General features: G+C 64.8%; 20 protein-coding genes. 13 read left to right on the forward strand and 7 right to left on the reverse strand.

Going from position 1 to position 26,077, the window contains the following annotated elements:
- The first annotated feature begins 191 nt into the window (after nucleotides 1–191).
- From BJG93_RS01910 to BJG93_RS01930, 5 genes are all read left to right on the forward strand, one after another.
- Nucleotides 192–791 carry a TetR/AcrR family transcriptional regulator gene (locus tag BJG93_RS01910; RefSeq protein ID WP_027199679.1) on the forward strand — a complete coding sequence of 200 codons (600 nt, stop codon included), beginning with the start codon at nucleotides 192–194 and terminating at the stop codon, nucleotides 789–791.
- A gap of 98 nt (nucleotides 792–889) precedes the next feature.
- Complete coding sequence (locus tag BJG93_RS01915; RefSeq protein WP_027199680.1) at nucleotides 890–2,677, forward strand: acyl-CoA dehydrogenase C-terminal domain-containing protein; 1,788 nt, start codon at nucleotides 890–892, stop codon at nucleotides 2,675–2,677.
- Between the two features lie 86 nt (nucleotides 2,678–2,763).
- Nucleotides 2,764–5,199, forward strand: coding sequence for a 3-hydroxyacyl-CoA dehydrogenase/enoyl-CoA hydratase family protein (locus BJG93_RS01920; RefSeq protein WP_027199681.1), 2,436 nt, complete (start codon nucleotides 2,764–2,766; stop codon nucleotides 5,197–5,199).
- 23 nt (nucleotides 5,200–5,222) lie between these two features.
- Nucleotides 5,223–6,422 (forward strand): acetyl-CoA C-acyltransferase, encoded by a 1,200-nt coding sequence (locus BJG93_RS01925; RefSeq protein ID WP_027199682.1) that lies wholly within the window; start codon nucleotides 5,223–5,225, stop codon nucleotides 6,420–6,422.
- A gap of 117 nt (nucleotides 6,423–6,539) precedes the next feature.
- Nucleotides 6,540–7,310: an enoyl-CoA hydratase gene (locus BJG93_RS01930; protein WP_027199683.1), complete on the forward strand. Its 771-nt coding sequence runs from the start codon at nucleotides 6,540–6,542 to the stop codon at nucleotides 7,308–7,310.
- A gap of 68 nt (nucleotides 7,311–7,378) precedes the next feature.
- Here the strand turns inward: BJG93_RS01930 and fdhD are convergent, their stop codons facing one another.
- Nucleotides 7,379–8,263: a formate dehydrogenase accessory sulfurtransferase FdhD gene (gene fdhD / locus BJG93_RS01935; RefSeq protein ID WP_027199684.1), complete on the reverse strand. Its 885-nt coding sequence runs from the start codon at nucleotides 8,261–8,263 to the stop codon at nucleotides 7,379–7,381.
- A 158-nt stretch (nucleotides 8,264–8,421) separates the two neighbouring features.
- On the opposite strand from fdhD, the gene BJG93_RS01940 reads away from it, so the two are divergent.
- On the forward strand, nucleotides 8,422–8,898 hold the full coding sequence (locus BJG93_RS01940) for a nitrate reductase associated protein (RefSeq protein WP_027199685.1): 477 nt from the start codon (nucleotides 8,422–8,424) through the stop codon (nucleotides 8,896–8,898).
- A 266-nt stretch (nucleotides 8,899–9,164) separates the two neighbouring features.
- Nucleotides 9,165–12,320 carry a sensor domain-containing protein gene (locus tag BJG93_RS01945; RefSeq protein WP_027199686.1) on the forward strand — a complete coding sequence of 1,052 codons (3,156 nt, stop codon included), beginning with the start codon at nucleotides 9,165–9,167 and terminating at the stop codon, nucleotides 12,318–12,320.
- 64 nt (nucleotides 12,321–12,384) lie between these two features.
- Here BJG93_RS01945 and BJG93_RS01950 read toward each other — a convergent pair whose 3' ends face one another.
- Together BJG93_RS01950 and BJG93_RS01955 are read right to left on the reverse strand one after the other, a co-directional pair.
- Complete coding sequence (locus BJG93_RS01950) at nucleotides 12,385–12,996, reverse strand: glutathione S-transferase family protein (RefSeq protein ID WP_027199687.1); 612 nt, start codon at nucleotides 12,994–12,996, stop codon at nucleotides 12,385–12,387.
- 72 nt (nucleotides 12,997–13,068) lie between these two features.
- Nucleotides 13,069–13,464: an acyl-CoA thioesterase gene (locus BJG93_RS01955; RefSeq protein WP_027199688.1), complete on the reverse strand. Its 396-nt coding sequence runs from the start codon at nucleotides 13,462–13,464 to the stop codon at nucleotides 13,069–13,071.
- A gap of 208 nt (nucleotides 13,465–13,672) precedes the next feature.
- Between BJG93_RS01955 and BJG93_RS01960 the strand changes: the two genes are divergently transcribed.
- A complete protein-coding gene (locus BJG93_RS01960; RefSeq protein ID WP_027199689.1) occupies nucleotides 13,673–15,571 on the forward strand; it encodes an ABCB family ABC transporter ATP-binding protein/permease in 1,899 nt (632 codons plus the stop codon).
- Between the two features lie 3 nt (nucleotides 15,572–15,574).
- On the opposite strand, the gene murU is transcribed toward BJG93_RS01960, so the two are convergent.
- The gene (gene murU, locus BJG93_RS01965) at nucleotides 15,575–16,288 is read right to left on the reverse strand and encodes an N-acetylmuramate alpha-1-phosphate uridylyltransferase MurU (protein ID WP_027199690.1); all 714 of its coding nucleotides are present in this window, start codon (nucleotides 16,286–16,288) and stop codon (nucleotides 15,575–15,577) included.
- Nucleotides 16,289–16,291: 3 nt separating this feature from the next.
- The gene (locus BJG93_RS01970; RefSeq protein ID WP_027199691.1) at nucleotides 16,292–17,371 is read right to left on the reverse strand and encodes an aminoglycoside phosphotransferase family protein; all 1,080 of its coding nucleotides are present in this window, start codon (nucleotides 17,369–17,371) and stop codon (nucleotides 16,292–16,294) included.
- Between the two features lie 224 nt (nucleotides 17,372–17,595).
- Here BJG93_RS01970 and BJG93_RS01975 point away from each other — a divergent pair, with 224 nt between their 5' ends.
- The 4 genes from BJG93_RS01975 (at nucleotide 17,596) to rsmA (ending at nucleotide 23,373) form a co-directional block, all read left to right on the forward strand.
- Nucleotides 17,596–19,968 (forward strand): LPS-assembly protein LptD, encoded by a 2,373-nt coding sequence (locus BJG93_RS01975; protein WP_027199692.1) that lies wholly within the window; start codon nucleotides 17,596–17,598, stop codon nucleotides 19,966–19,968.
- A 65-nt stretch (nucleotides 19,969–20,033) separates the two neighbouring features.
- The gene (locus tag BJG93_RS01980) at nucleotides 20,034–21,398 is read left to right on the forward strand and encodes a peptidylprolyl isomerase (protein ID WP_027199693.1); all 1,365 of its coding nucleotides are present in this window, start codon (nucleotides 20,034–20,036) and stop codon (nucleotides 21,396–21,398) included.
- 13 nt (nucleotides 21,399–21,411) lie between these two features.
- On the forward strand, nucleotides 21,412–22,422 hold the full coding sequence (gene pdxA / locus BJG93_RS01985; RefSeq protein WP_027199694.1) for a 4-hydroxythreonine-4-phosphate dehydrogenase PdxA: 1,011 nt from the start codon (nucleotides 21,412–21,414) through the stop codon (nucleotides 22,420–22,422).
- Between the two features lie 108 nt (nucleotides 22,423–22,530).
- Nucleotides 22,531–23,373, forward strand: coding sequence for a 16S rRNA (adenine(1518)-N(6)/adenine(1519)-N(6))-dimethyltransferase RsmA (gene rsmA, locus BJG93_RS01990; RefSeq protein ID WP_027199695.1), 843 nt, complete (start codon nucleotides 22,531–22,533; stop codon nucleotides 23,371–23,373).
- Between the two features lie 68 nt (nucleotides 23,374–23,441).
- Here the strand turns inward: rsmA and BJG93_RS01995 are convergent, their stop codons facing one another.
- Both BJG93_RS01995 and gloA read right to left on the reverse strand, forming a co-directional pair.
- Nucleotides 23,442–24,389: a DMT family transporter gene (locus tag BJG93_RS01995; RefSeq protein ID WP_027199696.1), complete on the reverse strand. Its 948-nt coding sequence runs from the start codon at nucleotides 24,387–24,389 to the stop codon at nucleotides 23,442–23,444.
- Nucleotides 24,390–24,519: 130 nt separating this feature from the next.
- Nucleotides 24,520–24,915 (reverse strand): lactoylglutathione lyase, encoded by a 396-nt coding sequence (gene gloA / locus BJG93_RS02000; protein ID WP_027199697.1) that lies wholly within the window; start codon nucleotides 24,913–24,915, stop codon nucleotides 24,520–24,522.
- 315 nt (nucleotides 24,916–25,230) lie between these two features.
- On the opposite strand from gloA, the gene BJG93_RS02005 reads away from it, so the two are divergent.
- On the forward strand, nucleotides 25,231–26,067 hold the full coding sequence (locus BJG93_RS02005) for an ABC transporter substrate-binding protein (RefSeq protein WP_027199698.1): 837 nt from the start codon (nucleotides 25,231–25,233) through the stop codon (nucleotides 26,065–26,067).
- Nucleotides 26,068–26,077: the final 10 nt, after the last annotated feature.

A 26,077-nucleotide genomic window follows, 5' to 3' on the forward strand; every position in this document is an offset into this window, starting at 1 on the left:
GCGCTTCGGCCACCCTCGATTCAAGGCAAACGCCTCTAAAAATCTGATTGATCCGATGGTCGAAAGCCGCAAAATTAGGAACCGGTTAGAAACCGGTTTCTAATAAAGTCCTTGTTTCGCGGACGGCACGCACTCAATAATAGTACGGCCGTTCGATTTTGATTCGGTCACATTAGAACGGTAAACCAGCTATGCGAAAAGGCGAGCAAACCCGCGCCGCGATTCTCGACGCAGCACTCGATCTGGCAGGCCGAGATGGACTGGAAGGTCTGACCATTGGCCTGCTGGCCGAGCGCATGCAGATGAGCAAGAGCGGTGTGTTCGCGCATTTCGGGTCGCGCGAGGATCTGCAGGTCGAGGCCGTGCGCGAATATCACCGCCGTTTCGAGCAGGAGGTGTTTTTCCCGAGCTTGCGTGAGCCGCGCGGTCTGCCACGCTTGCGCGCGATGATTTCCCGCTGGATCGACAAGCGCATTCAGGAAGTCACGACCGGATGCATCTATATCAGCGGTGCCGTCGAATACGACGATCGCCCGGACAGCCAGGTGCGCGAGCAACTGGTGTCGAGCGTGACGATCTGGCGGGCGGCGCTCACGCGCGCGATTTCGCAGGCAATGGATGAAGGGCACCTGCGTGCCGATACCGATCCGCAGCTGATGCTGTTCGAGCTGTACAGCGTCACGCTCGGCCTGCATCACGACGCGCGCTTCCTGCATCTGCCGGATGCCGTGCGTCTCACGTGGGCCGCGCTGGAGAAACTGATTAATTCGTATCAGAGCGAAAGCCGTTAGCGGCGTCGCCGGAACCTACCGGAAGCGCGCGGCGCAGAAGGTCCGACCACGGACACGGGCAACGGCCTGGCTTTTCGTCAAACTAGGGAGAGAGAGTCATGGGACAGTACGCCGCGCCGCTGCGCGACATGCAATTCGTGTTGCACGAACTGCTCAACGTCGAGGCCGAACTTCGGCACATGCCGAAGCACGCCGAACTCGACGCCGACACGATCAACGCGGTGCTCGAGGAAGCCGGCAAGTTCTGCTCCGAAGTGCTGTTCCCGCTCAATCACAGCGGCGACCAGCAAGGCTGCACGTATGCCGGCGATGGCGTCGTGACCACGCCGAAAGGCTTCAAGGAGGCCTATCGGCAATACGTCGAAGCCGGCTGGCCGGCGCTCGGCTGCGACCCGGAATACGGCGGCCAGGGACTGCCCGCGTTCGTCAACAACGCGCTCTACGAAATGCTGAACTCGGCGAATCAGGCGTGGACGATGTATCCGGGCCTGTCGCACGGCGCGTATGAGTGCCTGCGCGCGCACGGCACCCCGGAGCTGCAGCAGCGCTATCTGCCGAAGCTCGTCGCGGGCGTCTGGACCGGCACGATGTGTCTGACCGAGCCGCATTGCGGCACCGACCTGGGCATTCTGCGTACCAAGGCCGAGCCGAACGGCGACGGCTCGTACTCGATCAGCGGCACGAAGATCTTCATCTCGAGCGGCGAGCACGATCTGGCGGAGAACATCATTCACCTCGTGCTCGCGCGTCTGCCGGATGCGCCGAAGGGCACCAAGGGCATTTCGCTGTTCATCGTGCCGAAGTTCGTTCCGAACGAAGCGGGCGAGCCCGGCGAGCGCAACGGCGTGAAGTGCGGCTCGATCGAGCACAAGATGGGCATCCACGGCAACGCGACCTGCGTGATCAATCTCGACAACGCGAAGGGCTGGATGGTCGGCGAGCCGAACAAAGGCCTGAACGCGATGTTCGTGATGATGAACGCCGCGCGTCTCGGCGTCGGCATGCAGAGCCTCGGTCTCACCGAAGTCGCGTATCAGAACTCGCTCACGTACGCGAAAGAGCGTCTGCAGATGCGTTCGCTGACCGGTCCGAAGGCGCCGGAGAAGGCCGCCGATCCGATCATCGTGCATCCGGACGTGCGCCGCATGCTGCTCACGCAGAAGGCCTACGCCGAGGCCGGCCGCGCATTCTCGTACTGGGCGGCGCTCCATATCGACAAGGAGCTGTCGCACGCCGACGAAGCCGAGCGCAAGGAAGCCGCCGACCTGGTCGCGCTGCTCACGCCGATCCTGAAGGCGTTCCTGTCGGACAACGCGTTCGAAGGCACGAATCACGCGATGCAGATTTATGGCGGTCACGGCTTCATCGCGGAATGGGGCATGGAACAGTACGTGCGCGACGCGCGCATCAACATGATCTACGAAGGCACCAACGGCATCCAGTCGCTCGACCTGCTCGGCCGCAAGGTGCTCGGCGACATGGGCGCGAAGATGAAGAAGTTCGGCAAGCTCGTCGCCGAATTCGTCGAAGCCGAAGGGATTAAGCCGGAGATGCAGGAGTTCGTGAACCCGCTCGCCGACATCGGCGAAAAGGTCCAGAAGCTGACGATGGAAATCGGCATGAAGGCAATGCAGAACCCGGACGAAGTCGGCGCTGCGGCCGTGCCGTATCTGCGCACGGTGGGCCATCTGGTGTTCTCGTACTTCTGGGCGCGCATGGCGCGTATCGCGCTCGACAAACAGGCATCAGGCGATCCGTTCTACAAGGCGAAGCTCGCGACCGCGCGTTTCTATTTTGCGAAGCTGTTGCCCGAAACGGCGATGACGATCCGCCAGGCGCGCGCCGGTTCGAAGCCGATGATGGACGTCGAAGAAGCGTTGTTCTGACGCTCACCCATCGAGCGAGGCCACACACATCGCGCGAAGCACGGCTGACGCTTCGCGCCACCGCACAAACTCTCCGGAGAAACGACGTGAGCAATCTGATCATTCGCAAGGTAGCGGTGCTCGGCGCCGGCGTGATGGGCGCGCAGATCGCCGCGCACCTGATCAACGCCAAGGTGCCCGTGCTGCTGTTCGACCTGCCCGCCAAGGAAGGCCCGAAAAACGGAATCGCGCTGAAGGCGATCGAGAATCTGAAAAAGCTGTCGCCGGCGCCATTCGGCGTGAAGGAAGACGCGCAATACATCCAGCCCGCGAACTACGACGACGACATCGCGAAGCTCGCCGAATGCGACCTCGTGATCGAAGCGATCGCCGAACGCATGGACTGGAAGCACGACCTGTACAGGAAGGTCGCACCGCACCTCGGCCCGAATGCGATCTTCGCGACCAACACCTCGGGTCTGTCCATCACGGCACTGTCGGAAGGTTTCGCGGACGACTTGAAGGCGCGTTTCTGCGGCGTGCACTTCTTCAATCCGCCGCGCTACATGCATCTGGTCGAACTAATCCCGACCGCGACGACGCGCCCGGAAATTCTCGATCAGCTCGAAACCTTCCTGACCAGCGTGGTCGGCAAGGGCGTCGTGCGCGCGAAGGACACGCCGAACTTCATCGCGAACCGCGTTGGCATTTTCTCGATCCTCGCGGTCATTGCCGAGGCCGCGAAGCTCGGCCTGCGCTTCGACGAAGTGGACGACCTGACCGGCGCGCGCCTCGGCCGCGCGAAGTCGGCGACGTTCCGCACCGCCGATGTGGTCGGTCTCGACACGATGGCGCACGTGATCAAGACGATGCAGGACACGTTGCCGGACGACCCGTTCTTCCCGGTCTACGAAACGCCGGCCGTGCTCGCCGAGCTGGTCAGGAAGGGCGCGCTCGGCCAGAAGACCGGCGGCGGCTTCTACAGGAAGGAAGGCAAGGCGATCAAGGTGCTCGACCCGCAGACGGGCGAGTACGTTGACGGCGGCGCGAAGGCCGATGAAATCGTCGGCCGCATCCTGAAGCGTCCGGCCGCCGAGCGTCTGAAGCTGTTGCGCGAAACGCAGCATCCGCAGGCACAGTTCCTGTGGGCGATCTTCCGCGACGTCTATCACTACATCGCCGTGCATCTCGAATCGATCGCCGACAATGCGCGCGACGTCGATCTCGCGATCCGCTGGGGCTTCGGCTGGAACGAAGGCCCGTTCGAAGGCTGGCAGACGGCCGGCTGGAAGGAGGTCGCCGAGTGGGTGCAGGAAGACATCGCCGCGGGCAAGGCGCTCGCCAACGTGCCGCTGCCGTCGTGGGTGTTCGAAGGCGCGGTCGGCGAGAAGGGCGGCGTGCACACGGCCGAAGGCTCGTGGTCGCCGGCCGCCAGGACCTTCGTGCCGCGCTCGTCGCTCGACGTGTACGACAAGCAGGTGTTCCGCGCGCCGCTCGTCGGCGAAACCGGCGCCGATCCGAAGACCTACGGCAAGACGCTGTTCGAGACCGAGGCGGTGCGCGCATGGGTCGACGATCGCGCGGGCGAGAACGACGTGTTGATCGTGTCGTTCAAGAGCAAGATGAACACGATCGGACCGGCGGTGATCGACGGTCTGACGCAGGCGATCGAACTGGCCGAAAAGGACTACAAGGGCCTCGTCGTATGGCAGCCGACGTCGCTGAAGCTCGGCACGCCGGGCGGGCCGTTCTCGGCGGGCGCGAACCTCGAAGAAGCGATGCCCGCGTTCATGATGGGCGGCGCGAAGGGCATCGAGCCGTTCGTGAAGAAATTCCAGCAGGGCATGCTGCGCGTGAAGTACGCGAACGTGCCGGTGATTTCGGCGATCTCGGGCATTGCGCTCGGCGGTGGCTGCGAGCTGGCGTTGCATAGCGCGAAGCGCGTCGCGCACATCGAGAGCTACCTCGGTCTCGTCGAAGTCGGCGTGGGTCTGGTGCCGGCGGGCGGCGGCCTGAAGGAAGCGGCGCTGCGCGCGGCCGAAACTGCAAGCCAGGTCGGCGCGACGAGCGATCTGCTGAAGTTCCTGCAGAAGTCGTTCGAGAACGCGGCGATGGCCAAGGTGTCGGCCTCCGCGCTCGACGCCCGCGCGATGGGCTACCTGAAGCCGTCCGACACGATCGTCTTCAACGTGTTCGAACTGCTCGACGTCGCGAAGAAGGAAGCGCGCGCGCTCGCCGCCGCGGGCTACCGTGCGCCGCTGCGCGCGACGCAGGTGCCGGTCGCGGGCCGCTCGGCGATCTCGACGATCAAGGCGTCGCTCGTCAACATGCGCGACGGCCGTTTCATCAGCGATCACGATTTCCTGATCGCGAGCCGCATCGCGGAAGCGGTGTGCGGCGGTGACGTCGAAGCGGGCAGTCTCGTCGACGAAGAGTGGCTGCTGCAACTCGAGCGTCGTGCGTTCGTCGAGTTGCTCGGCACGCAGAAGACGCAGGAACGGATCATGGGCATGCTGCAGACCGGCAAGCCGGTGCGCAACTAAGCGGCGAGAGAGAGGAACTCGAAATGACAAAGCAATTGCAAGACGCATATATCGTCGCCGCGAGCCGTACGCCGATCGGCAAGGCGCCGCGCGGCGTGTTCAGGAACACGCGTCCGGATGAGCTGCTGGTTCACGCGATCAGGTCGGCCGTCGCTCAGGTGCCCGGCCTCGACACCGGCGTGATCGAAGACGCGATCGTCGGTTGCGCGATTCCGGAAGCGGAGCAGGGTCTGAACGTCGCGCGGATCGGCGCGCTGCTCGCCGGTCTGCCGAACACGGTCGGCGGTGTCACGGTGAACCGCTTCTGCGCGTCGGGACTGACCGCGCTCGCGATGGCCGCGGACCGCATCCGCGTCGGCGAAGCGGACGCGATGATCGCGGGTGGTTGCGAATCGATGAGCATGGTGCCGATGATGGGCAACAAGCCGTCGCTGTCGCCGCATATCTTCGATCGCAACGAAGACGTCGGCATTGCGTACGGCATGGGCCTGACCGCGGAGAAGGTCGCCGAGCGCTGGAAGATCAGCCGCGACGCGCAGGACGCGTTCTCGGTCGAATCGCACCGCCGCGCGATCGCCGCGCAGCAAGCCGGCGAATTCAACGACGAAATCGCCGCCTACACGGTCACCGAGCGTTTCCCCGATCTCGCGACCGGTGAAGTCAGCGTGAAGGCGCGCGAGGTGAGGCTCGACGAAGGTCCGCGCGCGGACACGTCGATGGAAGGCCTCGCGAAGCTGCGTACGGTGTTCGCGAACAAAGGCTCGGTCACGGCCGGCAACAGCTCGCAGACCTCGGACGGCGCGGGCGCGTTGATCGTCGTATCGGAAAAAATCCTCAAGCAGTTCAACCTGACGCCGCTCGCGCGCTTCGTCAGCTTCGCGGTGCGCGGCGTGCCGCCGGAAATCATGGGCATCGGCCCGAAGGAAGCGATCCCGGCCGCGCTGAAAGCCGCCGGCCTGAAGCAGGACGACCTCGACTGGATCGAACTGAACGAGGCGTTCGCCGCGCAGTCGCTCGCGGTGATCCAGGACCTCGGCCTCCATGCGTCGAAGATCAACCCGCTCGGCGGCGCGATCGCGCTGGGCCATCCGCTCGGCGCGACGGGCGCGATTCGTGCGGCGACCGTGGTGCACGGCCTGCGCCGCCGCAACTACAAGTACGGCATGGTGACGATGTGCGTCGGTACGGGCATGGGTGCGGCGGGCATTATCGAACGCCTGTGAGCCGGTGATCGACCCGGGGATCCTTCCGTGATCCACTAAGGACCGCGCAACGGTTCGCAGGCCGCCCCGCTTGCGAACCGTTTCTTCATTCAGCAGGAGCACAAGGAGATGAACGGGATGACGACGGATATTCTGGTCGAGCGCGCCGACGCGGTGCTGACCATCGGTTTCAACCGACCCGGCAGGAAAAACGCGATCACGGCCGCGATGTATCAGACGATGGCCGACGCGCTCGTCGAGGCCCAGAGCGATGCGTCGGTGCGCGCGATCCTGATTCGCGGCAGCGCGGGCATTTTCAGCGCGGGCAACGATCTCGAAGACTTCATGAAGTCGCCGCCGGTCGGCGAAACGCCGCCGGTGTTCCAGTTCCTGCGGGCGCTCAGCTCGGCGGAAAAACCGGTGGTGGCGGCGGTCGCGGGGCCGGCGGTCGGCATCGGCACGACCCTGCTGCTGCATTGCGACCTCGTCTACGCGGCCGATACCGCGAGCTTTTCGCTGCCGTTCACGCAGCTCGGGCTGTGCCCCGAGGCAGCGTCGAGCCTGCTGCTGCAGCGCGCGGGCGGCTATCAGGCGGCGGCGGAAAAACTGCTGCTCGGCGAGGCGTTCGACGCGGCGGAAGCGCACCGCATGGGCTTCGTGAATCGCGTGCTGCCGGCGAGCGAAGTCGACGCGTTCGCGGCGGCGCAGGCTGCGAAGCTGGCGGCGCTGCCGGCGTCGTCGTTGCGCGTGACGAAGAGCCTGATGAAGCGCGCGAGCCAGCAGGAACTGCAGACGCAGATGACCGAGGAAGCGGTGCACTTCGGCAAGATGCTGCTTGCGCCCGAAGCGCGCGAGGCGTTCAAGGCATTCTTCGAGAAGCGCAAGCCGGATTTCCGGCAGTTCGATTGAGGGGCGCGCGGCGCCAGGCGGGCTTCGGATGCGTTGGCCGCGCATCGTCGCCGCGCTGCTTCAAGCGCTCAGGCCTCGCGCTGCCAGGTGTCGTAGTCGACGTAGCTGCCTTCGCGGCAGAAGCTCACCAGCCGCACGCCCGCCTCGCGCGCGATCGCAATCGCGAGAGACGACGGCGCCGAGATCGTCGCGACCATCGGCACGTCGACACGCGCGGCCTTGCGCACCAGCTCGTAGCTCGCGCGGCTCGAGAGAAACACGAAACCGTCGCGCGTATCGGCACGGTCGAGCACGAGTTGGCCGATCAGCTTGTCGAGCGCGTTATGGCGGCCGACGTCCTCGAACGCGTAGCGGATCACGCCTTGCGCATCACACCACGCGGCCGCATGCAGGCCGCCTGTCAAACGCGTGAGCGCCTGGTGCTCGGGCAGCGCGCGCGCCGCGTGCGCGATCGCATCCGGCGCGAGCCGCTGCAAGAAGCCGGTGTCCGGCACACGCTGCGGTTTCAGATCGAGCAGATCGATGCTTTCGATGCCGCACACGCCGCAGCCGGTGCGCCCGGCGAGCGCCCGGCGCCTTTCCTTCAAACCGGCGAACGCCTGCTGCACGACCTGCAACTGCACCTCGGCATGCGGCAGCGCGCCGTGGTCGTGCAGTTCGACCTCGATATCCTGGATGTCGCTGCCGCGCTCGACGATCCCCTCCGAAATCGCAAAGCCGACCGCGAACGCTTCGAGATCGCGTGGCGTGCACATCATCACCGCGTGCGAGATGCCGTTGAACACGAGCGCGACCGGCCACTCCTGGCCGACGTGGTCGGTGGCGGTTTCGACCGCCGCGCCGCGATGGCGGCGTACTTCGAATTGCACCGCTCCGGGTTGTTCGTCGGTGTCGAGGGCATGGGGCCGGCCGTTTGCCGGCCCGGTTTCCCGCCCGTTTTCCTGTCCGTTCAAGCTGCTTCACTCCTGTACCATGCCGCGCGTTCATCGGTCCGCTGGGCTCGCCGGTTGCTTCGCGCCGGCCGCCGCGCGGGCCGCCGGCGCGCGAATAAGGTTCTAAAATACCTCAAGCGACGCCCGCACGCTGCCCGCCACCGACAAGGAGCACTGACATGGGACTCAACGAAGCACCGCTTCTGTTCGACTTCGAAGTCGCGTCTTCGGAGAATTTCACTTACATGCCGATGTCGGTGCGCTTCAATCTCGACCGTTTCGGGCTGCGCATCACGCTCGCGCAGTGGCAGCAGCTGCCGCTCGAAGACCGCAAGCTGCTCGCGCGTTTCCCGGTCGAAGAAGACACGCAGATCGAACCGAATTTCGATCACGCGCTGTTCGAGATGCTGCGCACGCACGCGAACGTCGAACCCGAGTGGTTCACGCCGGAGGAGTCGCCGGTTTGGCGTCGAACCGACAGCGTGCCCGACGCTGTCGCGCATCAGGCGGGGCTGGCCGGTCTCGCCGCGCCGAGCGTCGCGCGCTGGGCCGAGCTCGATCCATTCAAGCGCTACGTGCTCGCGAAGCTGTCGCGCAAGGCCGACGCGAATCACGATTTCGTGCCGGCGATGAAGGAGTTTGGAGCGGCCGGCTAGGTGCGGCCGGCTAGGCGCGGCCGGCTGGGCGCCCCCGGCTAGGCGCCCCCGGCTGGGCGCCCCCGGCTGGGCGCCCCCGGCTAGGCGCCCCCATCCAAACCCAGCTTTTCCCCGATCCGCAGATTTTTTTCTCGCCGACCCTCAACCCGCTTCCGATTGCTGCCGATATCCAAAGGTTGGCACGTAAAGGACTTGCATCGATGCGGCCCGACGCACCGATAGCGAGCGCGCGCTCCCGCCCTCGGAACGATTGACGTTCGGAACCCATGATTCCTTATTTATCGAAGCGGCTGCTGATCAATATCGCGGTCGTGGTCGTCGCGGTCGGTGCGAACGCGTTCGTCGCGTACACGCAGATTGGCGGGCAGCGCGACGCTGATGCGCGCCTGCAGCGCTCGACCAGCGTGCGCCAGAACCTCGATGCGTATCGCGCCGCGCTCGATAGCGCGCTCGCCGCGCTGCACGGCCTGAAAGGATCGGGCAAGCCGGTGCCGCCCGAGCTGGCCGCTTCGATGACGAAAACACTCACGAGCCGCGAGCACGCACTGCACGACGAGCTCGCGAGCGAGCCGGACATGTCCGGGGCGCTAGACAACCTGAGCGCGGCTCGGCACGCGTTGCAGGACGACGTCGAGGACACGCTGCGCAACGACGCGAGCGACCCGCGCGGCGCTGGCAGCGCGGCCCCTCTGGACGCACCATTCGACCCATCCCTCGAACGCTCCGCTGACACCGCGCCGTCAAACTCGCATCTTGTTCTCGCGCTCGAGCGTGTCGAAGCCGCGCTCGCCACCTTGCGCCGCGAGGAAAGCCGTTCGTTGCAGACTTCGCTCGCGGCATCGGCGAACGACAGCGAGCGCGCGATGTTCGTGCTGCTCGTGACGATGCTCACCGGCAGCGCGCTGCTGATGCTCACGTTCGGCGCGCGCGAGAACAGCGCGCGCGAAAAGCTGCACAGCGCCCGCGCGCGGGTGCGCAACGACGAGCGCTTTCGCAGCCTGTTCGACGATCACACGGTGCCGATGTACATCTTCGATCGCGACTCGCTGTGCTTTCTCGCCGTCAACGCGGCCGCGATCCAGCAATACGGCTACACGGAAAGCGAGTTTCTGGGGATGACGATTCGCGCGATCCGCCCGAACTCCGAAATCAGCCGCCTGGAGAAGCATCTGCAACGGAGCGCCGACCTGCGCCAGAACCACACGATGGCGGGTATCTGGCGGCATCGGCGTAAGGACGGCTCGATCATCAGCGTGAACGTGTCGTGTCACGCGCTGAACTTCATGGGCCGCGACGCCGCCTTCGTGCTGGCGGACGACGTGACCGACCAGATCAACGCCGAAGCCGAAGCGCAGCGCTCGAACCAGATGCTCGAAGCGGTGATCGACAACATACCGCAGCGCATCTTCTGGAAGGATCTGAACTCGCGCTATCTCGGCTGCAACATGGCGTTCGCGCGCGACGCGGGGCTCGCGTATCCCGAACAGGTGGTCGGCAAGAGCGACACCGACCTGGCGTGGCGCGCGTTCGCCGATCTGCTCAACGAGCAGGATCGCCAAGTCGTGAGCACCGGCGTGCCGAAGATGAATGTCGAGGTCGACTTCGTGATCGACGGCGTGCATCGCACGACGGTCACGAGCAAGCTGCCGTTCACCGACGGCAACGGCCAGGTGATCGGCGTGCTCGGCTCGTACACCGACATCACCGAGCGCAAGCGCGCCGATCTCGCGCTGCGTCTGCAAAGCCGTGCGCTCGACGCGAGCGTCAACGCCATCTTGATCACCGCGCCGTCGCCGTCGGGCAATCTGATCGAATACGTGAATCCGGCGTTCATGCGCATCACCGGCTACGATCCCGCCGAAGTGATCGGCCAAGACTGCCGCGTGCTGCAACGTGACGACCGCGACCAGGAGGGCGTCGCGTTGATCCGCGAAGCGCTCGCGGCGAACCGCGAGGTCAGCGCGGTGGTGCGCAACTATCGCAAGGACGGCGCGCTGTTCTGGAATCAGCTGTTCATCGCGCCGGTGCCGAACGCGGAAGGCGTGATCACGCATCATATCGGCGTCATCAACGACGTGACTGAGCTGATTCGCTATCAGGAGCAGCTCGAATACCAGGCCAACTACGACGGCCTCACGCGGTTGCCGAATCGCAACCTGCTGCGCGACCGGCTCGAACATGCGCTCGTCGTCGCGCAGCGGCACCATACGGGCGTCGCGGTGGTGTTCCTCGATCTCGACGGCTTCAAGAACGTCAACGACAGCCTCGGCCATAGCGTCGGCGACCGCCTGCTGAGTGTGGTCGCCGAACGGCTCGCGCGCTGCTCGCGCACGAGCGACACGGTTGCGCGCCACGGCGGCGACGAGTTCGTGATCGTGATGACCGACACCGTCGACGAGCAATCGCTGATCACGTGGATGGAGCGCGTGCGGGCGTCGATCGCCGAGCCGGTGTGGCTCGACGGCACCGAACTGTACGTCGGCTGCAGTATGGGCGCGAGCCTGTTCCCGCAGGACGGCGAGGATGCCGAAACGCTGATGAAGAAGGCCGACGTCGCGATGTACCGCGCGAAGGACCTGGGGCGCAACACGTTCCAGTTCTACCAGCCGGAGATGAACGCGAGCGCCGGCGCGCGCCTGAATCTCGAACGACGCCTGCGCCGCGCACTGCGCGACAAGGAGTTCCTGCTGCACTACCAGCCGCAGGTCGAGATCGGCAGCGGACAGATCGTCGGTATCGAGGCGCTGGTGCGCTGGCACGATCCCGAGGTCGGGCTGGTGCCGCCGTCGTCGTTCATTCCGCTGGCCGAGGAAAGCGGGCTGATCGGGCCGCTGTCGGAGTGGGTGCTGCGCGAGGCGTGTCGCCAGAACAAGGCGTGGCAGGATCAGGGCTTGCCGCCGGCACGCGTGTCGGTGAATCTGTCCGCGCGCGTGTTCCAGCAGCGTGACATCGCCAAGCTCGTCACCCAGGTGCTCGACGAGACCGGGCTCGAACCGAAGTATCTCGAACTCGAGCTGACCGAAAGCACGATCATGCGCAACGCGGAAGAAGCGGTGTCGATGCTCAACGAACTGCACGCACTCGGCATCGGTCTCGCGATCGACGACTTCGGCACCGGCTATTCGAGCCTCAGCTACCTGAAGCGCTTTCCGGTGGACCGCTTGAAGATCGATCGCTCGTTCGTGTCGGATATCGGCATGTCGGGTGACGACGAGACGATCACGTCGGCGATCATCGCGCTCGCGCATTCGCTGAAGCTGCAGGTGATCGCCGAGGGCGTGGAAACGTCCGCGCAACTCGACTTCCTGAAGGAACGCGCGTGCGACGAAATGCAGGGCTTCTATTTCGCCAGGCCGCTAACGACGGAAGCGATTTCCGAGTTGCTGCACGGCGGTTTGGAGCGGGAGCTGGAGCCAGCGTGAGGGAGTGCGAGCAGCCTGACACGCGGCGCCCGGTGTCGCCGCGTGTCGCGTCAACAAACGCCGCTCACTCCGCCGGCGTGTCCTTGAACACGGGCAGGTTTTCCGCGAATGCGGAAAACTCCTCGAGCCGCGGATGATCGGCCTTGCTGACGGCCTGCGGCAGCATCATGTGCGTGAATTGCCATGCGACGGCGACGGCGACGTCCGCCGCGCTGAATTGCTCCTGCGTATCGGGCAGCGGCCCTTCACCCAACTCGTGTTCGAGTCCTGCATAGGCGGCGAGCAGTTGCGCGCGCACGCGCTCGACCCACGGTTCGTGCTGCTTCTCCTGAGGCCGCAGATTGCGCTCGTAGACGATCTGCACGCTCTTTTCGCACGCGGCGAGCGCGAGACCCGTCAGACCCGCGGCGCGCAACGCCGCATCGGCTTGCGTCGGGAACAGCGGGGTGGGACCCGCTAGCGTCGCCAGATACTGCAGGATCACCGTCGAATCCATCAGGATCGTGCCATTGTCGGCGACGAGCGTCGGCGCCTTCACGACCGGGTTGATCTTCGCGAACTGGTCGTAGGTGCGGAATACCGAAATCGACTCGTGTCCGAAGTCGAGTGCGAGGAGCTTCATGCAGATGGCGACGCGCCGCACGTAGGGCGAGTCGAGCATTCCGATCAGTTTCATCTCGTTTCCATTAGAAGAGCGGCTATGGAGCGCCCGGGCCTCATGCGCTGATCCGCGCTGATCCGCGCTGGCTCAGTCCAGCACGGGCAGCGCGCGCGGACGGCGGTCGCTGTCGGTGGCGACGTAGGTGAGAATCGCTTCGGTGACCTTGACGACTTCCTGCGCGAGCCTCATGCGCTGCGCGTAGACTTCGACCGACACCGTCACCGAGGTATTGCCGGTCTTCACGATATCCGCGTAAAAGCTGAGCAGATCGCCGACGAACACCGGCTGCTTAAACAGGAAAGAATTGACCGCGATCGTCGCGACCCGCCCATTCGCGCGACGGCTTGCCGGAATCGAGCCGGCGATGTCGACCTGCGCCATGATCCAGCCGCCGAACACGTCGCCGTGAATGTTCGCATCCGATGGCTGCGGCATCACGCGCAGCGCGCACGGCTTGGACGGAAGTTGAAGAAGATCGGTCATCGGGACATCCTTGGGAAACGTATTCACGCGTATTGACGCGCATGATGTATTGGCTGGACCGGCGCGCGAGTCGCGGACCATGAAAAGCGGCGCCAGCCGGCTTCTGCGACAATACGAAGATCAGGAATTGTACGGGAAAGCGCCCAGTGAAGCGCGCAAGCTGCGCGCCGCTGCGAACTCCGGCAGGTCCACACTCTCCCCACGATTTATGCGCCGCACGCCTTCCTCCGAACCCTCGCCGATTTCCACCCAACCTCGCAACGATTGGCAGACTATCCTGTCGCTGCTGCCGTACCTCGCGACCTACAAATGGCGGGTCGGCTTCGCGCTCAGCTGCCTGATCGGCGCGAAGGTCGCGAACCTCGGCGTGCCGATCGTGATGAAGCGCATCGTCGATAGCCTCGCGTCGGTCCGGCATCTGACCGCGCTCGGCCGCGCGCAGGATGCGCCCGGCATCGTGCTGCTCGGCGGGGTCGGCTTGCTGGTGGTCGCGTATGCGGTGGTGCGGCTATCGACGTCGCTCTTCACCGAATTGCGCGAAATGCTGTTTTCGAAAGTGACGGAAAGCGCGGTGCGCCAACTCGCGCTGAAGGTGTTCCGCCATCTGCACGGGCTGTCGCTGCGCTTTCATCTGGAGCGGCAGACGGGCGGCATGTCGCGCGATATCGAACGCGGCACGCGCGGCATCACGCAACTGATTTCCTATTCGCTGTACAGCATCCTGCCGACGCTCGTCGAAGTCGGTCTCGTGCTGGGCTTTTTCGTCGTCAAATACGAGGCCTATTACGCGATCGTCACGTTCGTCGCGCTCGCGGTGTACATCGTGTTCACGGTGAAGGTCACCGAGTGGCGCACGCACTTTCGCCGCACGATGAACGAACTCGATTCGAAAGCGAATTCGCGCGCGATCGACTCGCTGCTCAACTACGAGACCGTCAAGTACTTCGGCAACGAGGAGTGGGAGGCGAGCCGTTACGACGAAAATCTGAAGCGCTACCGCGCGGCGGCGATCAAGTCGCAGCGCTCGTTGTCGGCGCTGAACTTCGGGCAGCAGGCGATCATCGGCACCGGGCTCGTGTTCATCCTGTGGCGCGCGACCCAGGGCGTGATGGCCGGACGCTTGACGCTGGGCGACCTGGTGCTGATCAACACGTTCATGCTACAGCTGTATATTCCGCTGAATTTTCTCGGTGTGGTCTATCGCGAGCTGAAGCAGAGCTTGACCGACATGGACCGCATGTTCTCGCTGCTCGGCGCGCCGCAGGAAGTGCCCGACGCGCCCGATGCGGTGGCCCTGCAGGTAAGCGGCGCGCAGGTGCGCTTCGACAACGTGAGATTCGCGTACGAGCCTGCGCGGCAGATTCTGCACGACGTCAGCTTCACGATCGCGGCCGGCACGACGACGGCGGTGGTCGGCCACAGCGGCTCGGGCAAGTCGACGCTCGCGCGGCTGCTATTTCGTTTCTACGATCTGGACCGCGCGGCGGGCGGCGCGATCCGGATCGACGGGCAGGACATCCGCGACGTCGCGCAGGATTCGCTGCGCGCGTCGATCGGCATCGTGCCGCAGGACACGGTATTGTTCAACGACTCGATCTACTACAACATCGCGTACGGGCGGCCGTCGGCCACGCGCGACGAAGTGATCGCGGCGGCGCGCGCCGCACATATCCACGAGTTCATCGAAAGTCTGCCGAAGGGCTACGACACGCCGGTCGGCGAGCGCGGGCTCAAGCTCTCCGGCGGTGAAAAACAGCGCGTCGCGATTGCGCGAACCATCCTGAAGAATCCGCCGATCCTGCTGTTCGACGAAGCGACGTCCGCGCTCGATTCGCGCTCCGAGCGCGCGATCCAGCACGAGCTCGACCTGATCGCGCGCGAACGTACGACGCTGATCATCGCGCACCGGCTGTCGACGGTCGTGCACGCGCAGCAGATCATCGTGATGGACAAGGGGCGCATCGTCGAGCGCGGCACGCACGCTGAGCTATTGCGCGCGAACGGTCTGTTCGCGCAGATGTGGGCGTTGCAGCAGCGCGCCGCGCAGACACCGGAGGCGGTGGAAGGGGCGGAAACCGTCGGCGCGAGCGAGAGCCCGGCGAAGTAAAGCTCAGCGCGAGCGCAACAGCCGATCGAGCGCTTCCAGCTGCGCCTGCGTGCCGACGTTCTCCCACACGCCCTCATACAGCTCGCCGCTCGCCAGCCCACGCGCGATCGTGTCACGGTAATACGGGCGCAGCGCGCGCCGCGTGCCGCGCGGCAGATCGCGGAACATGCGCGTGTCGTAGAGCCCGAAACTGCCGAACGTGACGCGCGGCTGCGCCTCGAGCGACAGCAGGCCGTCGACGAGACCGAAGTCGCCGTTCGGATGAAACGTTGGATTCGGCACCATCACCAGATGCATGCCGGCCTCGGGCAGCGCCTTCAGCTCGCCGGCGCGTGCATGCAGCGCGGCGTAGTCGTATTCGGTATATACATCGCCGGCCACCGCGACGAACACGTGGTCCGCGCCGTCATCGGTCAGTAGCGGCAGCGCCTGGGCGATGCCGCCCGCGGTCTCGAGCGCCTCATGCTCGGGCGAGTAGCGTAGCTCCACCTGCCAGCGCGAACCGTCGCCGAGCGCGGCTTCGAGCTGCGCGCCGAGCCACGCATGATTGATCACGATGCTGCGGATGCCGGCGCGTGCGAGCCGTTCGATCTGCCACACGATCAGCGGCTTGCCGCCCACTTCGAGTAAGGGCTTCGGGCATGCGTCCGTCAACGGACGCATGCGCTCGCCGCGGCCCGCGGCGAAAATCATCGCTTTCTTCACGGACATCGTCATCGGTCAGAAGGTGTAGCCGATTTCCTGCGCGCGGCCTTCCAGGTCGTCGAGCAGTTTCGCGAACCCGCGCAGCGGCGCATAGCGCTCCGCCACCTTGCGTGCATAGCCGATGAAGCGCGGCAGGTCGTTCATGTAGTGCGCCTTGCCGTCGCGGTAGTTGATGCGGCAGAACAACCCGAGCACCTTGATGTGCCGCTGCAGCCCCATCCATTCGAGCTGGCGGTAGAACTCGCCGAAATCGGCATCGACCGGCAGGCCGGCTTTTTTCGCGCGCTCCCAGTAGTACGCGAAGCAGTCGAGCTCGAACGCCTCGTCCCAGCTGAGGAACGCGTCGCGCAGCAGCGACACGACGTCGTACGTGATCGGTCCGTACACCGCGTCCTGGAAGTCGAGCACGCCGGGGTTCACCGGGTTGGGCGCCGAGGCGATCATCAGATTACGCGGCATGAAATCGCGCAGCATGAAGCTTTGCGGCTGGGCGCGCGCGCTCGCGATCAGCAGCGCGAACGTGCGATCGAGCAGTGTGCGCGTGGCGGCGTCGAGCTCGCGGCCGAGGTGCCGGCCGATGAACCACTCGGGCATCAGTTCCAGCTCGCGGTGCAGGAACGCTTCGTCGAACGGCGGCAGCACGTCTTCGCGCGAGGCGAGCTGCCAGCGGATCAGCGCGTCGAGCGCGTCGCGCATCAGCGTGCGGGCCGCGCGGGTGTCGCCCGCGGCCTGCGCGTCGGTCAGTGCGCCGAGGTACGACGCGGTGCCGAGATCGGTGACGAGCATGAAGCCCGCGTCGAAGTCGGCTTCGAGCACGCGCGGCACGTGCACGCCGGCAGCCTCGAGCAGTTGCGCGATCTGCGCGAATTCGCGGCATTTTTCAGGCGGCGGCGCGTCGACGGCAATCAGCGTGGCCGCGCCATTGCCTTGCGCAGCCTTACCGGCAAGCCGGAAATAACGGCGGAAACTGGCGTCGGACGATGCCGGAACGAGGGTGTCTGGCTCGAGCGCATGGCGCGCCGCGTGGCCTTGCAGCCAGGCCTTGAGCAGGGAGAGACGGGTGTCGGTGAAGTCTTGGATGGCAGGCAGCGTCATGAAAAGCGGCGGCAAATTCTGGGGGGCAACGTCTTGCCATATAATACCCCACGACTTTTTTGACGCGGCTCACACGCCAGCTTTCGCGTGCTCCGTTTTACCGCCCGCCTTATCATTCGGCAAATTGGCAATCCAGACGTGCAGCCGACTCTCCCGGTCGCGGTGTGCAGGCGGTGGATCGTGACGACGGAAACTTGCGCACGGGTCGACTCGCCAAACGATACATGCCGCCCAGACAGCTTTCCGATACCACTCCTTCCTGTGCAGTAGTGCCGCGCAAAAGGCGGCTCGTTGCGGCGTTGATCGCCGTTCCGGGCCTGATGCCCGCGCTTGCGCACGCCCAGCTGGTGGGGGAAGCTGCGCAACCGCAAGCGGTCTACCCGCCGTGGGGCATGCAGCTTGCCCCGCAGCTCGAAGAGCATCCGTTGCAAACGGGCCAGCGGCCGGCCACCTTCGTGCTCGGCGACCACACGAGCGGCACGATCGACCAGGACCTGGCCGCCAAGGGCTCGGCGGAAGTGCGCCACAACACGGCCGTGATCAAGGCCGACGCGCTGCACTACGACCAGGACACGGACATGGCCGATGCATACGGCAATGTGCACGTGATCAATACCGGCAATACCTTCATCGGACCCGAAGCGCATCTGCGCGTCGATTCGACCGAAGGCTTCATGAACGCGCCGAAGTACCACTTCACGCTGACGGGCGGCTCGGGCAGCGCGCAGCGCGTCGACCTGCTCGACGCCGAGCGCTCGGTGTTCACGCAGGGCACCTACACGGCGTGCGCGTGCACGGACAATCCGGCCTGGTACATCAAGGGCAGCGAGTTCGATTTCGACACCGGCGCGGACGAAGGCGTCGCCTACAACAGCGTGCTGTTCTTCCAGGGCGTGCCGGTGTTCGCGTCGCCATGGCTGTCGTTCCCGCTATCGGGCGATCGGCGCAGCGGCCTGTTGCCGCCCACGTTCTCGCTGAGCTCGACGAACGGTTTCGAGCTCTCGGTACCGTATTACTTCAATATCGCGCCGAATCGCGATCTGACGGTCACGCCGCGTCTGATCTCGAAGCGCGGTGTGCAGTTGCAAAGCACGTTTCGCTATTTGTCGCCGACGTATTCCGGATCGATCACCGGTGAATTTCTGCCCGACGATCGTCTGACGAAGACCAACCGCTACGCGGTGTACATCCAGCACAACCAGAATTTCGGTAACGGCTTCGGCGGCTACATTTATTACAACCGGGTGTCGGACAACACGTACCCGGAAGACCTGTCGTCGTCGGTCAACCAGTTCATGAACGGCACCCAGCTTCTGTATCAGCAGGAAGCCGGGCTGACCTACAACAACGGACCGTGGTCCGTGCTCGCGCGTGAGCAGCACTGGCAGACGCTGCAGCCGTCGGTCGCGCCGTACGGCCGCGAGCCGCAGTTGAACGTCAAGTACGCGAAGTACAACATCGGCGGCTTCGATTTCGGCGCCGAGGCCGACTACACGAACTTCCGTATCACCACCGCGGATCTGAGCGAAGGCCAGCGGGTGGTGTTCAACCCGTACCTGTCGTACTCGGTGGTGGGGCCGGGCTACTTCGTCACGCCAAAGGTGCAGTGGCACTTTGCGTCGTACAACCTGAACAACATCGGCACCGATCTGGCGAACGTGCCGGGGGCGCAGAAGAATTTCACCGAGTCGATTCCGACCTTCACGTTCGACACGGGACTGACGTTCGAGCGCTCGGTGCGCATTTTCGGCGCGGACTATATCCAGACGCTGGAACCGCGCCTGTACTACGTGTACACGCCGTACCGCAACCAGAACAACGCGCCGCTGTTCGATACCGCTGAATCCGACTTCGGTCTCGCGGAAATCTTCACGCCGAATACCTTCGTCGGTAACGACCGCATCGCCGACGCGAACCGCGTGACTGTCGGTCTCACCACGCGCTTCATCAACGCGTCCACCGGCGACGAACGCGCGCGCTTCGTGATCGCGCAGCAGTACTACTTCCGGGATCAGCGCGTTACGCTGACGCCGACCCAGACCAGTACCCAGGCCACGCACTCGGACCTGATCGCGGGTGCGTCGATCAAGCTGGGCGCCGGTTTCGCTTCGGAAACGGCGTTCCAATATAATGCGGACAATAACCAGCTCACGAAGACGAGTGTCGGCTTCGGGTTCAGTCCGGAGAGCGGCAAGGTCATCAACGTCGCCTACCGCTATACGCGTGCCAACACCACGCTCGACAACCAGCCGATCAATCAGGTGCTGATTTCGGGCCAATGGCCGCTGTCGCATCGGATGTACGGGGTCGGCCGGTTCAATTACGACGTGGGTGGCCACCGCATCGTCGACGGCCTGGTCGGCCTGCAATACGACGCGGACTGCTGGACGCTCGGCGCCGGCATCCAGCGCTATGCGAACGGCCTGAACACGTCGGGACAGAACCAGTCGAGCACGCGGTTCCTGGCGCAGTTGACGTTCAAGGGCTTGTCGAGCGTCGACAATGGGCTGATGACCGCGTTCCGCAGCAGCGTGGCCGGCTATACGCCGTTGCCGCCGCCGCCGCCGCCGGAGTCGCGGTTCACCAACTACGAATGACGGTCGCCCGGTCATTCACGGCTTGCGAAAAGACGGGCGAAGCGCCCGACATCATTGGAGTATCTGTGGCAATCATGAAACAGCTTCGCTTGGCAGTACTCGCGGCGGGTCTCGTCGCCGCGGCGTCCTTCGTTCCAGTTGCGTCGGTACAGGCGCAGGCATTGGGCGGCAATAGCGGCCAGACGGTCGACACGATCGCCGCGGTGGTCAACAACGGTGTCATCACGCAGCGCGAACTCGACGAGCGGGCCGGCCTGATCGCGCACCGGCTGAACCAGCAGAACGCTCCGGTCCCGCCGATGGACCAGCTGCGCCAGCAGGTGCTCACGCAGATGGTGCTCGAGCGCATCCAGCTGCAAAAGGCCAAGGAAGACGGCATCACCATCGACGACGCAGCCGTGCAGCGCACGCTCGAGCGTCTCGCGCAAGCGAACAACATGTCGCTCGAAATGTACCGCGCACGCATCGAGGCGCAAGGCGTGCCCTGGACCACTTTCTCGAACGACGCGCGCACGGAACTGACGCTGTCGCGTCTGCGCGAGAAGGAAGTGGACAGCAAGATCACGGTGACGGACGCCGAGGTCGCCAACTACATCGCCAGCCAGCGCGGCCCGGGCGCCGGCCAGACGAACGACCTGCACATCCAGCACATTTTCGTCAAGGCGCCGTTGAACGCGTCGGAGACCGACATCGAAGCAGCGCAAAAGAAGGCCGAGGGATTGCTCGCCGAAGCGAAGGGCGGCGCGGATTTCGAAAAGCTCGCGAAAGCCAATTCGCAGGCGCCGGATGCGTCGAAAAACGGCGGCGATCTCGGCTTCCTCGCGCCGTCGAAGTTGCCGCCCGAGTTCGTGAAGGCCGCGTCGGCGCTGCGTCCGGGCGAGGTCAATCCGGATCTGGTCCGCACCAACGACGGCTTCGAGATCGTGCGTCTGGTCGAGCGCCGCGCCGGCCAGGGCACCAGCTCGGACGCGCCGAAGCTCGTACAGACGCACGTGCGCCACATTCTGCTGCGCGTCGGCGATGGTCTGTCCGAACCGCAGGCACGTCAGAAGCTGCTCGATATCCGCAACCAGATCGCCGCAGGCGGCGACTTCGCGAAGTTCGCGCGCACCTACTCGCAGGACGGCTCCGCATCGCAAGGCGGCGATCTCGGCTGGATCAGCCCGGGCGAGACGGTGCCCGAATTCGAGCGCGCGATGAACTCGCTGCAGGACAATCAGATTAGCGAGCCGGTGCGCAGCGAATACGGCTACCACCTGATCCAGGTGCTCGGCCGCCGCGATGCGGAAGGCTCGGTTGCTCAGCAGATGGATCTCGCACGCCAGGCCATCGGCCAGCGCAAGGCGGAACAGGCCTACGCCGACTGGCTGCGCGAGTTGCGCGACACCGCGTACGTCGAAATCAAGCCGACTACGGCGAGCGTGCAGTAATAGAGCCAAGGCCATGACAAGCGCTGCCCAGTCCGCCCACCGCCCGCTGCAGATCGCGATCACGACCGGCGAGCCTGCCGGCGTCGGTCCCGAACTGACCGCGCAGGCGCTGGCCGGCGCGGCGGCGCACTGGCCTCACGCGCAATTCACTGTGCTGAGCGACGCGCAGCTGATCGCCGAGCGGGCCCGCGCGGTCGGCGTCGATTGGGCCGCGCTGCTCGCTCAGGGCCCGCGCGTGCGGCTCGAGCATCACGTGCTTGGCGCACCGGCGCAGGCGGGCAAGCTCGACGCCTCGAACGGCCGCTATGTGCTCGATCTGCTCGATGCGGCGATCGACGGCGCGGTGGCCGGCACGTTCGACGCGATCGTCACCGCGCCGCTGCAAAAAAGCACGATCAACGACGCAGGCGTGCCGTTCACCGGCCACACCGAATATCTGGCCGAGCGCACCCATACGCCGCGCGTCGTGATGATGCTCGCGGGCACCGGCAAACGCCCGCTGCGGGTGGCGCTCGCGACCACGCATCTGCCGTTGAAGGACGTGCCGGCCGCTTTGACGATCGACAGCCTCGTCGCGACCCTGCGCATCATCGATCACGACCTGCGCCACCACTTCGGCTTACCCGCGCCGCGCATCCTCGTGACGGGGCTCAATCCGCACGCGGGCGAAAACGGCTATCTGGGCCGCGAGGAAATCGACGTGATCACGCCGGCGTTGCGGCAAGCGAACGGCGAGGGTATCGACGCGCCCGGTCCCTATCCGGCCGACACGCTGTTTCAGCCGCGCTATCTCGACGAAGCCGATTGCGTGCTCGCGATGTTCCACGACCAGGGCCTGCCGGTGCTGAAATTCGCGACGTTCGGCGAAGGGATCAACGTGACGCTCGGCCTGCCGATCATCCGCACGTCGGTCGATCATGGCACCGCGCTCGATCTGGCCGGCACCGGCCGCGCCGACGCGGGCAGCCTGATGGCCGCGATCGACACCGCGGTGTCGATGGCGCAGCATCGTCGCGCGGGCTGACCCGCGCGTGACGTGAGCGGTTGCGGTGCGCGTGACGCGCCGCGCGGCGACGTATTTCCACCGCGACGCCTTTCATTCTCAAGCAGTTTCTTTTCTAGCGTTTCTCCGATGTCCACCAGCAGACAGCAAGGCCGGCACCAGGGCCATTTCGCGCGCAAGCGTTTCGGTCAGAACTTTCTGGTCGATATGGGCGTGATCGATTCGATCGTCGACGTGATCCGGCCGCAGCGCGGCGAGCGCATGGTCGAAATCGGTCCAGGCCTCGGCGCGCTGACCGAGCCGCTGATCGAGCGGCTCGCAACCCCCGAGGCGCCGCTGCACGCGGTAGAACTCGACCGCGATCTGATCGGTCGTCTCAAAACGAAATTCGGCGACCTGCTCGAACTGCACGCGGGCGACGCGCTCGAGTTCGACTTCGGCTCGCTTGCGGCACCTGGCGAGAAGGCGTCGCTGCGCATCGTCGGCAATCTGCCGTACAACATTTCGAGCCCGCTGCTGTTTCATCTCGCGACATTCGCGGAGCGCGTGATCGATCAGCACTTCATGCTGCAGAACGAGGTGGTCGAGCGGATGGTCGCGGAGCCGGGCACGAAGGCGTTCGGTCGACTGTCGGTGATGCTGCAATACCGCTACGTGATCGACAAGCAGCTCGATGTGCCGCCCGAGTCATTCCAACCGCCGCCGAAGGTCGATTCAGCGATCGTGCGGATGATCCCGTACGAGCGGCACGAATTGCCGGCGGTCGACGAAAGCGTGCTCGGCGAGGTGGTCACGGCGGCGTTCTCGCAGCGTCGCAAGATGCTGCGCAACACGCTTGCCGCGCTGCGCGATACCGTCGATTTCGACGCGCTCAGCTTCGATTTGCAACGCCGCGCGGAGGACGTACCGGTTGCCGAATACGTGAGCGTTGCGCAGGCGGTGGCGGCCCGCTCCGCGGCTGCGCCGGAATGATCGCAGCGCAAGCGGCGAGGTGCCGTCGCAAAGTGGCATGGCGCTTCGACAGCGGCCAGCCGCCGCTGTCAAACCGCTTGCCGCTTTGCCGGCGCGTTGACGAGCGCGATGCCGATCAGCACCAGCAGCGCGGCGATCAGAAAGCCCGCGCTGAACGATTCGCGTAGAAGCAGCACGCCGAAGCTCACGCCAAAGAGCGGCGTCAGAAACGAAAACACCGACAGACGCGACGCGATATAACGCGTGAGCAGCCAGAACCACAGCAGATAGCTGACGAACGCGACGATCACTGCCTGATACGCGAGACTCGCGAGCGCTAGCGGCGTCACGTTTTCCACGCGCGCCTGGCCGAGTCCGAGCGCCAGTGCGAGCAATACCACGGCCGACACCATCAGCTGATAGAGCAGAGTCTTGCTCGCGCTCGTATGCGCGAGCCGCGAACCGCGCACTACCACGGTAGTCGCGGCCCATGTGATGCCGGCGAGCACACCGAGCGCATCCCCGGCGGCGCCCGCGAGCGTCGAGCCCTGAGCCCCGCTCGCGCCCGGACCGGCATGCACGAAGCCGTCCGCGAACGCGAGCGCCATCCCGGCGAACGCGACGATAATGCCGAGCCACTGAATGCGGCGCATCCGTTCGCCGTCGACGAACCAGTGCAGGCCGAGCGCCGTGAAACACGGCGCTGTGTACAGAAAGACCGCCATGCGCGACGCGCTCGTCAGCGTCAGGCCGAGAAAGATGCAGATGAATTCGGCTGCGAACAGCACGCCCGCAAGCAGGCCGGCGCCAAGCGTGCCGTCATCGCGAAAGAGCGGCGTACCGCGCGAGCGCGCCCAAGCCCACACGAGCACCGATGCGATCGCCGAGCGCAGCCCCGCCTGAAAGACCGGCGGCACCGCCGCGTTGGTGCTCTTGATCGCCACCTGCTGAAGTCCCCAGATCGCGCAGAGACCGACCATCAGCAGGATCGCGAAACGATCCGGCGCGCGGCGCGTGGGCAGGGCGGTGGTGCTCATGGACGATGGCGTGGCGTTGCGGCGAGGTTGAGAGCGCGCGGCGAGCCGGCGGCTTCGCTGCGCGACGAAGGCCATGCGGTGGCAAACCTGGCTGGGCGATCCGACGCCCGGTGCCGCGCGCCACCGTGCATCAGTCGACGCGTCCCTTCTTCTGGATCAGCTCGATCTTGTAGCCGTCCGGATCGGCGACGAACGCGATGACCGTCGTGCCGTGTTTCATGGGTCCCGCCTCGCGAGTTACCACACCCCCGCGTTTTTTCACTTCATCACACGCTGCGTAGGCGTCGTCGACCTCGAGGGCGATGTGGCCGTACCCGGTTCCGAGGTCGTACTGGCTCGTGTCCCAGTTATGGGTCAGTTCGATGGCCGCGCCTTCGGATTCGTCCTCGTAACCAACGAATGCGAGCGTGAACTTGCCGTCCGGGTAGTCGCTCCTACGAAGCAGGCGCATGCCGAGAACTTCCGTGTAGAAACGGATCGACGCGTCCAGATCACCGACGCGAAGCATGGTATGCAAGATGCGCATGAATAGTCCTTTGGTGGTTTGTCGATAAATGCGTTGAGTTGTGGCAATTGTAAATGATTGCCTCATACCTCGAGCGCCATGCTCGCCACGCCTCATCGATCCGGCGTATTCGGCCAAAAAAGAGACCGCAATAGGGGTTGTGTCCAGTTGCCCGATCGATATTAGCGCCCAACACTCTTCCTCAATCCGATTCGTCAGATCGTCGTCTGATATATCGGACAGACATGCGCGACCGGCGAGTTTCGAGCGTGCCGAAAGGCGCTGAAGCCGATTCGTCCGCTCCGGAATACTCCTCCCCGCTTAGGACCCCTGCACATGAAACTTGCCCAACGAGGCGCCAAAGCCGCCTTTCTATTCGCGGTCGCTGGTTTGCTGGCCATCACAGGCTGCACCAAGGTCGCCACGCCCGCTCAGAGCGCAGCAGCATCGCCGTCGACGCTTCAGGCCGTGTTGCAGCGGGGCACGCTGCGCGTCGGCGACTGCCTGACGTTCGCACCCTTCGGCTTCTATAACAAGGACGGCCAACCGGACGGCTATGACGTCGACCTCGCGAAGGAACTCGCGAAGCAGATGGGCGTGAAGCTCGAGGTCGTGAATACGACGAGCGCGAACCGGATTCCGAATTTGCAGACCAGCAAAGTGGATGTCGTGTTCTGCAATTTCACCCGCAATCTGGAGCGCGCGAAGGTGATCGAATTCACGGCCCCGTACGTGGTGGCCAGCGAAGCGCTGCTGGTCAGAAAAAATAGCGGCATTCAGTCGGTCAAGGACATGGGCGGTCGCACGATCGCGACGGTCAAGGGCTCGACCAATGGCGACGAAGTTCGCTCGCTGAATATCCCGATCAAGATCCAGGAATACGACAGCTCGCAGGCCGCGATTCTCGCGGTCAAGCAGGGGCAGGCCGACGCGATGATCGAGGACAACAACTTCCTTGCGTATCAGGCCAAGCTCGACCCGGAACTCGCGGTCACCAACGAAGCGCTGGTGCCGCTCGAATACAACGGCTTCGGCGTCAAGGCCGGTGATCAGGAATGGCTCAATTACCTGAATCTGTTCCTCTTCAACATCAATGCATCGAAGCTCAACGCGCAGCTCTACAACAAGTGGTTCGGCACCGATCCGCGTTACCCGCTCAATCCGCAATTTTGACGAGCGGCAG

This window comes from Paraburkholderia sprentiae WSM5005 (assembly GCF_001865575.2).
Classification (GTDB): Bacteria; Pseudomonadota; Gammaproteobacteria; order Burkholderiales; family Burkholderiaceae; genus Paraburkholderia; species Paraburkholderia sprentiae.

Coding starts and splice junctions, on each gene's coding strand:
- BJG93_RS01995 (WP_027199696.1), bottom strand. CDS start 24,389: ATGAGCACCACCGCCCTGCCCACGCGCCGCGCGCCGGATCGTTTCGCG.
- BJG93_RS01915 (WP_027199680.1), top strand. CDS start 890: ATGGGACAGTACGCCGCGCCGCTGCGCGACATGCAATTCGTGTTGCAC.
- BJG93_RS01940 (WP_027199685.1), top strand. CDS start 8,422: ATGGGACTCAACGAAGCACCGCTTCTGTTCGACTTCGAAGTCGCGTCT.
- gloA (WP_027199697.1), bottom strand. CDS start 24,915: ATGCGCATCTTGCATACCATGCTTCGCGTCGGTGATCTGGACGCGTCG.
- BJG93_RS01945 (WP_027199686.1), top strand. CDS start 9,165: ATGATTCCTTATTTATCGAAGCGGCTGCTGATCAATATCGCGGTCGTG.
- BJG93_RS02005 (WP_027199698.1), top strand. CDS start 25,231: ATGAAACTTGCCCAACGAGGCGCCAAAGCCGCCTTTCTATTCGCGGTC.
- murU (WP_027199690.1), bottom strand. CDS start 16,288: ATGACGATGTCCGTGAAGAAAGCGATGATTTTCGCCGCGGGCCGCGGC.
- BJG93_RS01970 (WP_027199691.1), bottom strand. CDS start 17,371: ATGACGCTGCCTGCCATCCAAGACTTCACCGACACCCGTCTCTCCCTG.
- BJG93_RS01955 (WP_027199688.1), bottom strand. CDS start 13,464: ATGACCGATCTTCTTCAACTTCCGTCCAAGCCGTGCGCGCTGCGCGTG.
- BJG93_RS01950 (WP_027199687.1), bottom strand. CDS start 12,996: ATGAAACTGATCGGAATGCTCGACTCGCCCTACGTGCGGCGCGTCGCC.
- rsmA (WP_027199695.1), top strand. CDS start 22,531: ATGTCCACCAGCAGACAGCAAGGCCGGCACCAGGGCCATTTCGCGCGC.
- BJG93_RS01960 (WP_027199689.1), top strand. CDS start 13,673: ATGCGCCGCACGCCTTCCTCCGAACCCTCGCCGATTTCCACCCAACCT.
- BJG93_RS01925 (WP_027199682.1), top strand. CDS start 5,223: ATGACAAAGCAATTGCAAGACGCATATATCGTCGCCGCGAGCCGTACG.
- BJG93_RS01975 (WP_027199692.1), top strand. CDS start 17,596: ATGCCGCCCAGACAGCTTTCCGATACCACTCCTTCCTGTGCAGTAGTG.
- BJG93_RS01910 (WP_027199679.1), top strand. CDS start 192: ATGCGAAAAGGCGAGCAAACCCGCGCCGCGATTCTCGACGCAGCACTC.
- BJG93_RS01930 (WP_027199683.1), top strand. CDS start 6,540: ATGACGACGGATATTCTGGTCGAGCGCGCCGACGCGGTGCTGACCATC.
- pdxA (WP_027199694.1), top strand. CDS start 21,412: ATGACAAGCGCTGCCCAGTCCGCCCACCGCCCGCTGCAGATCGCGATC.